At 71.1% G+C, this 8,299-nt stretch carries 7 protein-coding genes; all 7 read right to left on the bottom strand.

Features of this window, described 5'->3' with window-relative positions:
- Positions 1-178: 178 nt before the first annotated feature.
- Positions 179-2,038, bottom strand: coding sequence for a dihydroxy-acid dehydratase (gene ilvD / locus ACH65_RS13255; RefSeq protein ID WP_049623084.1), 1,860 nt, complete (start codon positions 2,036-2,038; stop codon positions 179-181).
- 150 nt (positions 2,039-2,188) lie between these two features.
- Positions 2,189-2,968: an acetoin reductase gene (locus tag ACH65_RS13250; RefSeq protein WP_049623083.1), complete on the bottom strand. Its 780-nt coding sequence runs from the start codon at positions 2,966-2,968 to the stop codon at positions 2,189-2,191.
- Positions 2,969-3,105: 137 nt separating this feature from the next.
- Complete coding sequence (locus ACH65_RS13245) at positions 3,106-4,497, bottom strand: NAD-dependent succinate-semialdehyde dehydrogenase (RefSeq protein ID WP_049623082.1); 1,392 nt, start codon at positions 4,495-4,497, stop codon at positions 3,106-3,108.
- Positions 4,498-4,555: 58 nt separating this feature from the next.
- Complete coding sequence (locus tag ACH65_RS13240; protein ID WP_049623081.1) at positions 4,556-5,965, bottom strand: NAD(P)(+) transhydrogenase (Re/Si-specific) subunit beta; 1,410 nt, start codon at positions 5,963-5,965, stop codon at positions 4,556-4,558.
- A gap of 5 nt (positions 5,966-5,970) precedes the next feature.
- Positions 5,971-6,279 carry an NAD(P) transhydrogenase subunit alpha part 2 gene (locus tag ACH65_RS13235; protein ID WP_049623080.1) on the bottom strand — a complete coding sequence of 103 codons (309 nt, stop codon included), beginning with the start codon at positions 6,277-6,279 and terminating at the stop codon, positions 5,971-5,973.
- Positions 6,276-7,421, bottom strand: a complete 1,146-nt coding sequence (locus ACH65_RS13230; RefSeq protein WP_049623079.1) for an NAD(P) transhydrogenase subunit alpha — start codon at positions 7,419-7,421, stop codon at positions 6,276-6,278. Before ACH65_RS13230 ends, ACH65_RS13235 begins: the two co-directional genes overlap by 4 nt.
- Before the next feature lie 250 nt (positions 7,422-7,671).
- On the bottom strand, positions 7,672-8,299 hold a 628-nt coding region (gene pgeF / locus ACH65_RS13225; RefSeq protein ID WP_049623078.1), incomplete at its 5' end, for a peptidoglycan editing factor PgeF.

Here is an 8,299-nt window from a genome sequence, read left to right as displayed (position 1 = left end):
GCGCCCTCGGGGTGTCTTTCTCTTTGGTTACTTCTCTTGGACAAGCAAGAGAAAGTAACTCGCCCTCCGGCAGGAGGGCGAAACCCCGGCCAAAGGCCGGCCAGCATGCGACGGAGCCAACAACACAGCACGCGCCCCTCGCAGGCAAAGCACCGGCTAACGCGAAGCCCCCGCCAGCTCAATCCTCCAGCAACGACAAATCGCGCACCGCGCCCTTGTCGGCCGACATCACCAGCTTCGCGTAGGCCTTGAGCGCAGCGGACACCTTGCGCGGACGCGGCTTGGCCGGCTTCCAGCCCTTGGCGTCCTGCTCCGCGCGGCGGCTTGCCAACTCCTCGTCGGAGAGCAGCACGTCGATCGTGCGGCGGGGGATGTCGATGCGGATCCGGTCGCCGTCGCGCACCAGGCCGATGGCGCCGCCGGCGGCCGCCTCGGGCGAGCAGTGGCCGATGGACAGGCCCGAGGTGCCACCGGAGAAGCGCCCGTCCGTCAGCAGCGCGCAGGCTTTGCCCAGACCCTTGGACTTGATGTAGCTGGTCGGGTAGAGCATCTCCTGCATGCCGGGGCCGCCCTTGGGGCCTTCGTAGCGCACGATCACCACGTCGCCAGCCTTGACCTTGCCGTGGAGGATGTTCTCCACCGCCTCGTCCTGCGATTCGGTGACGTGGGCCGTGCCCTCGAACACCAGGATGCTCTCGTCCACGCCGGCCGTCTTCACCACGCAGCCGTCGCGCGCGATGTTGCCCGTGAGTACCGCCAGGCCCCCTTCCTTGGAGTAGGCGTGCTCGCAGGAGCGGATGCAGCCCCCGGCGCGGTCCAGGTCCAGGCTAGGCCAGCGCGTGGCCTGGCTGAAGGCCACCTGGGTGGGGATGCCGGCCGGGCCGGCGAGGTAGAAGGTCCTGACGGCTTCGTCCTCGGTGCGGACGATGTCCCACTGTGCCAGCGCGTCCCCGAGTGTCGGGGCGTGCACCGTGGGCACGTCGGTGTGCAGCCGGCCGGCGCGGTCCAGCTCGCCCAGGATGGCCATGATGCCGCCCGCGCGGTGTACGTCCTCGATGTGGTACTTGCTGGTGTTGGGCGCCACCTTGCACAGCTGCGGCACTACGCGCGAGAGGCGGTCGATGTCGGCCATGCCGAAGTCGATGCCCGCCTCGCGCGCGATCGCCAGCAGGTGCAGGATGGTGTTGGTGGAGCCGCCCATGGCGATGTCCAGCGTCATCGCGTTCTCGAACGCCTTGAAGCCCACCGCGCGCGGCAGCACGCGCGCGTCCTCCTGCTCGTAGTAGGCGCGGGCCAGCTCCACGATGCGGCGGCCGGCGCGCTTGAAGAGCTGCTGGCGGTCGGCATGCGTGGCCACCACCGTGCCGTTGCCCGGCAGCGACAGGCCCAGCGCCTCGGTGAGGCAGTTCATGGAGTTGGCCGTGAACATGCCCGAGCACGAGCCGCAGGTGGGGCAGGCGGAGCGCTCCACTGCCGCCACGTCGGCGTCGGAATAGGCCTCGTCGGCGGCGATCACCATGGCATCCACCAGGTCGAGCTTCTTGAGCTCGACGGCGTGGGTGGCGGGGTTGGCCAGGCGTGCCTTGCCCGCCTCCATGGGGCCGCCGGAGACGAAGATCACCGGGATGTCGAGCCGCATGGCGGCCATCAGCATGCCGGGCGTGATCTTGTCGCAGTTGGAGATGCACACCATGGCGTCGGCGCAGTGCGCGTTGACCATGTATTCCACCGAGTCCGCGATGATGTCGCGGCTGGGCAGCGAATACAGCATGCCGTCGTGGCCCATGGCGATGCCGTCGTCCACCGCGATGGTGTTGAACTCCTTGGCCACGCCGCCGGCGGCCTCGATCTCGCGCGCCACGAGCTGGCCGAGGTCCTTCAGGTGCACGTGGCCGGGCACGAACTGGGTGAACGAGTTGACCACCGCGACGATCGGCTTGGCGAAGTCGGCGTCTTTCATGCCGGTGGCGCGCCACAGCGCGCGCGCACCCGCCATGTTGCGGCCGGCGGTGGAGGTCTTGGAACGGTAGGCAGGCATCGTGGTAACCGGAGTGGCAGTAACGCGAAAGGGGAAGCGTACCAGCAGCGCCGGATGCGGGCCCCGCCCGAAAAAAAGCCGCTGCCCGGCATCGGGCAGCGGCCACCGCGCAGGGGGCGGGCCACGCCCGCCCGGCGCGTCGAACCGTGCTCAGCGGTACACCAGCCCGCCGTCGATCAGCGGCGCCTGCCCGGTCATGTAGTCCGAGTCCGGGCCGGCCAGGTAGGCCACGAAGGCGGCCACGTCGTCCGGCGTCTCGGCGCGGCCGAGCGCGATGCCCTCGACGTACTTCCTGTAGGTGGCGCCCACCGGCGCACCGGTGATCTCAGCCATGCGCCGGTCGATGTCCACCCACATGTCCGTGCCCACCACGCCGGGGCAATAGGCGTTGACGGTGATGCCGGCGCTGGCCAGCTCCTTGGCCGCCGCCTGGGTCAGCGCGCGCACGGCGAACTTGGTGGCCGAGTACACGCCGAGCAGAGCGTAGCCCTCGTGGCCGGCGATGGAGGAGGCGTTGATGATCTTGCCCTTGCCGCCCAGTTCGCGGAACTTGGCCGCCGCGGCCTGGATGCCCCACAGCGTGCCCTGCACGTTGATGCGGAAGATGCGCTCCACCTCTTCCGGCTGCACCGCTTCCAGCGGCTGCACCTGGCTGATGCCGGCGTTGTTCACCATCACGTCGAAGCGGCCCAGCGCCTGATGCGCATGCGCCACCGCGGCGAACACCTGCTCGCGGTCGCCGACGTCGGCCACGAAGGTGGTCGCGCGCCGGCCCAGCGCGCGGACCTCCGCCGCCACCGCCTCGAGCTTGTCCGCCTTCACGTCCACCAGCGCGAGGTCCGCGCCGTCCTTCGCCAGCCGCAGCGCGATGCCGCGGCCGATGCCCTGCCCGGCGCCGGTCACCAGCGCCACCTTGTTGTCGAGGGTCATGCCATGTACTCCTTAGAAACGATGATTCCCGCCCTCTTGTAGGAGCGTGCCTTGCGCGCGACCGCCGCGGCGTTGCCGCGGCGTGCGTCGACCGCGCGCAAGGCGCGCTCCTGCGGGGATGGGGGCGGTTCGGGGGATCAGAACGGCGCGTCGATACCCACCACGTCGATCAGCTTGTGGTTGACGAACTCCTTGATGCCCAGCCCGATCAGCTCGCGGCCGTAGCCCGAGCGGCGCACGCCGCCGAACGGCAGGTCGGCCTTGACCATGGTCGGGTGGTTCACGAACACCATGCCGGTGGAGATGCGCTTCGCCACCTCGGCGCCGTGCTTCGCATCGGCGGTGAACACCGAGCCGCCCAGGCCGAAGGGCGAATCGTTGGCGATGCGCACGGCGTCGTCCTCGTCGCGGGCGCGGAACAGCATCGACACCGGGCCGAAGAATTCCCAGTAGCGGGCCGGGTTGTCCTCGCCCACGTCGGTGAGCAGGGTCGGCTGCACGAAGGCGCCCTGCGCGGGCACCTTCGGCCCGACCTCGGTGGCGGTGGCGCCGTGGGCCACCGCCTGGCGGATCTTCTCCTTCACCTCGTCGGCCGCCGCCTGCGAGGACAGCGGCGCCAGCGTGGTGGCCGGGTCGAAGGGGTCGCCCGCGCGCAGGGCGGCCACGCCCTCGGTGTAGCGCTGGAGGAAGGCGTCGTAGAGGCCGTCCACCACGATCATGCGCTTGGACGACACGCACACCTGGCCGCCGTTCCAGTGGCGGCCGAACACCGCCCACTTCACCGTCTTCGCCAGCTCGGCGTCGGCCAGCACCACGAAGGCGTCGGCGCCGCCCAGCTCCAGCGTGGATTTCTTCAGCGCCTTGCCGGCCTGCGCCGCCACCACCGCGCCGGCGCCCTCCGAGCCGGTGAGCGCCACGCCGTGCACGCGCGGGTCGTCGAGGATCAGCCCGATCTGCGAGCGGGTGGCGTAGAGGTTCTTGAACGCGCCCGCCGGCAGGCCGGCCTCGCGCATCAGCGCCTCGAACGCCGCCGCGCACTGCGGCACGTTGGAGGCGTGCTTGAGCAGCATGGTGTTACCGGCCGAGAGCTGCGGCGCGATGATGCGGGCGATCTGGTAGTACGGAAAATTCCACGGCTCGATGGCGAGCAGCACGCCCAGCGGCTCGTGCACCACCACCGCCTCGCCCTCGGCGGGGTCGGCCACCGGCAGCTTCTCCGGCGCCAGCAACTGCTCGGCATGCTTGGCGTAGTACTCGAAGATGGCGGCGGACAGCTCCACCTCCGCCTTCGCCTCGCCGATCACCTTGCCCATCTCCAGCGTGAGCAGTTTGGCGTAGCCCTCCGCCTGCGCGCGCAAGAGGTCGGCCGCCTTCTGCATCACCTTGGCGCGCGCGGCGAAGGGGGTTTCGCGCCAGGCGAGGAAGGCGGTGTGGGCGCTGCCGATCGCCTGTTGCACCTCCTCGTCCGTGGCGTCGGGAAAGGTCTTGATCAACTCGCCCGTGTAGGGGTTGGTGGTTGCGTATGCCATCGTTGTTTCCTTGTGTGATGCGCGGCGGCGCGCGGCGCGCCGCATGGCCCGACGACCGTCAGGCCGGAAGATCCTTGATCGCCTGCACCATGGCGTTGAGCACGGCCAGTGCATCGCCGTAGACCATGCTGCAGTGGTCGCCGTAGAACAGCAGGTTCTCCACGCCCGCGTAGCCCTTGCCCTGGCCACGCTTGATCACGTAGGCCTGGTGCGCCCGGTCCACGTTGAGGATGGGCATGCCGTAGATGGGCGAGGCCTTGTCGGTGCGCGCGGCGGGGTTCACCACGTCGTTGGCGCCGATCACCAGTGCCACGTCGGTGCTGGCGAAGCTGTCGTTGATGTCGTCCATGTCGAAGATGAGGTCATAGGGCACGCCGGCCTCGGCCAGCAGCACGTTCATGTGCCCGGGCATGCGGCCGGCCACCGGGTGGATGGCGAACTTCACGTCCACGCCCGCCGCCTGCAGCAGCTTCACGAACTCGTAGAGCTTGGCCTGCGCCTGCGCCACCGCGAGGCCGTAGCCGGGCACGATGATCACGCTGCCGGCGTAGCGCATGGTCACCGCCGCGTCGGCCGCATCGGCGCTCTTCATGCTGCCGGCGATTTCGCCCTGCGCGGCCGCCGCGCCCTCGCCAAAGCGGCTGAACAGCACGTTGGTGAGCGAGCGGTTCATCGCCTTGGCCATCAACAGGGTGAGCAGGGTGCCGGCCGAGCCGACCACCATGCCGGCGATCATCAGCGCCGGGTTGTGCAGGGCGTAGCCCTCCAGCCCCACGGCGAGGCCGGTGAAGGCGTTGTAGAGCGAGATCACCACCGGCATGTCGGCGCCGCCGATGGGCAGGGTCATCAGCACGCCGAAGGCCAGCGCGCCGGCGAAGAACAGCACCGCGCACCACGCCGCCATGGCGCCCGGGCCGAAGACCGCGAGCGCGCCCAGCACCAGCGTGAGCAGCAGCACCACCGCGTTGAGCGCGCCCTGGCCGCGGAAGCGCCAGGCGCTCTTCATGCGCCCGTCGAGCTTGGCCCAGGCCACCAGCGAGCCGGCCAGCGAGACGGCGCCGATCAGCGCGCCCAGCATGGTCACGCCCAGTTGCAGCGGGCTGTCCGCATGCGTGCCCGTCAGCTCCACCGCCGCCACCGCGGCCGCGGCGCCGCCGCCCATGCCGTTGTACAGCGCCACCATCTGCGGCATCGCCGTCACCGCCACGCGCCGGCCGCTGCGCCAGGCCCAACCGATGCCGAGCGCCAGCGCCAGCAGCGCCAGGCCGAGGTTGGCGAGCCGGTGCGGGCGCGCCGCCTCGCCCACGTCGGCGAGGTAGCCGAAGCTCGCCACCACCGCCACCAGCATGCCCACGCCCGCCAGCACGATGCCGCGCAGCGCGGTGGCCGGCGAGGCCATGCGCTTCAGGCCCAGGATGAACAACAGCGCGGCGGCGAAGCCGCTCGCTTCCACCAGCAGCTGCAACATGCCACCTACTCCTTGCGCGCCGCGCTGGGCTTGAACATCGCCAGCATGCGGTCGGTGACCACGTAGCCGCCCGCGGCATTGCCCGCGCCCAGCACCACGCCGACAAAACCGATGACCTGCCCGGCCAGCGACTCGGCGTTGAACAGCGCGTGCAGCGCGCCCACCACCACGATGCCGTGCACGAAGTTGGAGCCGGACATCAGTGGCGTGTGCAGGATCGAGGGCACGCGGCTGATCACCTCGTAGCCGGTGAAGGCCGCCAGCATGAAGAGGTACAGCGCGATCAGCCAGCCCATCGAAAGCTCGATGCTCATGCGGGAATCTCCTTGTCGAGGCTTTGCAGGAACGCCCTGGCCGCCGCGTTGCGGATCTCGCCGCCGTGGGCGAGCAGCGTGCCGCCCACCACCTCGTCGGCGAGGTCGAGCGCCAGCGCGCCGTCCTTGACGATGAGTTCGAGCAGGTTGAGCAGGTTCTTGGCGTACAGCTCGCTCGCGTGCTGGGCCAGCAGCGAGGGCACGTTGAAGGGCGCGAGGATGGTGGCCGGGCCGACCTCCGCGGTCTGGCCCGGCACGGTGCCCTCGCAGTTGCCGCCGCTGTCGGCGGCGAGGTCCACGATCACCGAGCCGCGCTTCATGCCCTCGATCTGCGCGCGGTCGATCAGCCGCGGCGCGGCGCGCCCCGGCACGTTGGCGGTGGTGACGATGAGGTCGGCCTGCTGGATGTGGCGGGTAAGCGCCTCGCGCGCCCTGGCCTGTTCCTCCGGCGTGAGTTCGCGCGCGTAGCCGCCCTCGCCGCGCGCGTCCACGCCGGTGTCGACGAACTTGGCGCCCACCGACTGCGCCTGCTCGCGCGTCTCCGGCCGCACGTCGTAGCCCTCGGTGACGGCGCCCAGACGGTGCGCGGTGGCGAGCGCCTGCAAACCGGCCACGCCCAGGCCCATCACCAGCACGCGCGCGGCGCGCAGCGAACCCACGGCGGTGGTCATCATCGGCAGGATGCGCGGCAGCTGCACCGCGCCGAGCAGCGGCGCGTAGTAGCCGGCCAGCGCGGCCTGGCTGGACAGCGCGTCCAGCGACTGCGCGCGGCTGATGCGCGGCACCGTCTCCATGGCGAAGGCGCTGAGGCGCGCATCGCGCAGCGCCTTGAGCAGGGCCGGCTCCTTCTGCGCGTAGACGAAGCTGGCGAGCACCGCGCCGGGCTTCATCGCCGCGGCGAGTTCCGTCGCCGGCGCCTGCACCGCCAGTACGATGTCCGCGTCGGCCACCAGCCGGCGCGCATCGGGCTCGATCCGCGCCGGGGCGTAGTCGGCGTCGGTGAAGCGCGCCGCCTCGCCCGCGCCCGCCTGCACCACCACTTCGGCGCCCAGCTTGGCGAAGCGCGCCACCAGCGAAGGCACCACCGCCACGCGACGCTCGTCGGCGCGCGTTTCCTTCAGTACTGCAATCTTGAGCGACATCTCGCCGTCCCGGCCTGCAACGGGGCGCAGTGTCTCGCCGCGGGCCGAGCGGGCGCTTGACCTCAATCAACTCGGGGGGCGCGCCGCTGTGGCGGTATGTCGCAGACCTGCGGGGAACGAAGCGCGGCCTCGCACCCGTTCAAACCATTGCCGTTGGTGCCGGACGACGGCTGGCGGCGGGCAGGCTCCGCCGATGTGCTGGGGGCCATGGCGCGGGTCTTGCGGTAGTCCTGTGGGCGCGGGAACGCGGCTATCCCGCTCTTGCTCGTCTCTCTTGCTTGTCGCGCTCGATCCAAATCAGGCTGGCGAAGCGTCCACTGCGTTTGGCGTCACGGCGCCAGGAATAGAAGCGCGCGTCGGCAAAGGTATCGAAACCGCCGCCGTAAACGCGCTCGACGCCGGCGGCGTGCAGGCGCCGCCGCGCCAGCGCGGCGAGGTCGCACCGCCAGTGTCCCGGCCGCGTGGGCGCGAAGGCCGCGGCCGCGCCGGCATCGCCCTCGACGAAGGCGGCGCGCACGTCCCCGCCCACCTCGTAGGACGCCTGGCCGATGCACGGCCCCAGCCACGCCAGCACGCGCCCCGGCGGCGCGGCCATCGCCGCCAGCGTGGCTTCGAGCACGCCGGCGGCCAGCCCGCGCCAGCCGGCATGCGCCGCGGCCACTTCGCGGCCGGCCTCGGCGCAGAACAGCACCGGCAGGCAGTCGGCGGTGAGGATGGCGAGCGGCTCGCCGGCGCGCGCGCTCACCGCGGCGTCCGCCGCCGGCTCCGCCGCATCGCCTGGCTCCCGCGTATCGACATCGGCCACGGCGATGCCGTGGACCTGGTGCAGCCAGTGCGGCGCGCGCGGCAGGCCGAGCGCCTGCGCCAGCGCGGCGCGG

Source organism: Frateuria defendens, assembly GCF_001182895.1.
GTDB lineage: Bacteria > Pseudomonadota > Gammaproteobacteria > Xanthomonadales > Rhodanobacteraceae > Frateuria_B > Frateuria_B defendens.
This window is presented reverse-complemented; position numbering and strand designations above follow the sequence as displayed.